General features: G+C 72.6%; 1 protein-coding gene. It reads right to left on the bottom strand.

Annotated features, from left to right (window positions below):
- Positions 1 to 168: 168 nt before the first annotated feature.
- The coding region (locus AC2W7A_RS12900) for a dihydrolipoamide acetyltransferase family protein (protein WP_485991675.1) at positions 169 to 904 on the bottom strand (736 nt) is incomplete at its 5' end.

Here is a 904-nt window from a genome sequence, read left to right as displayed (position 1 = left end):
CCCCTACGCCACAGCGGACTGCCGCGCCCGCCCCTCGCCCCCGCACCTGCCCCGCCGCCCTCGGAAACGTCCTGGGACGACGACGCCCGGGGAGGCGACCTGCAGCGGTCGGTCCCCCGGGCCCCGTCGGCTCGGAGCGGGGTTCCCGCCCGGAGGCGGGGTTCCCGATCAGATCTCGGCCAGCGCCGAGGTCGGGTCGTTGAGGCAGCCGGCCACGAACGTCAGGAACGCGGACGCGGTGGCGCCGTCGGTGACGCGGTGGTCGAAGGTCACGGTCATCTCGGTGACCTTGCGGACCTGGATCTCGCCGTCCACGACCCACGGACGGTCGATGATGCGGCCGATGCCCAGCATGCCCACCTCGGGGATGTTCAGGATCGGGGTCGCACCGTCGGTGCCCAGCGGACCGTAGTTGTTCAGCGTGAAGGTACCGCGGGTCAGCTCGGCCGGGGAGGCCTTGCCGTCGCGGGCACGACCCACGGTCTCGGCGATCGCGGAGTTCAGCTCGGCGGCGGAGAGGCGCTCGGCGTGCTCGATGGACGGGACCATCAGGCCGCGGTCGGTCTGCACCGCCAGGCCCAGGTTGACGCCCTCGAACTCGACGATCTCCTCCTTGCCGTCCGCACCGGCCTCGATGCGGGCGTTCATCACCGGGTACTTGCACAGGCCGGCGACCGTGAAGCGGGCGATCAGGCCGAGCAGGGACGGGGCGTTGTCCGGGTCCTTCGCCTTGAGCTGCTTCCGCAGCTCCAGCAGACCGGTGACGTCCACGTCCAGCCACGCGGTGACCTCGGGGACCTCGCGGCGGGAGCGGGCCAGCTGGTCCGCGATCGCCTTGCGCACGCCGGTGAGCGGGGTGCGCTCGGAGATCCGCAGGCCGGAGCGGGAGTCCTGCTCGCCCACG

The organism is Micrococcus sp. LASM2_SD2 (assembly GCF_057364565.1).
The sequence above is the reverse complement of the archived record's forward strand: the minus strand, read 5'-3'. Positions and strand labels throughout refer to the sequence as shown.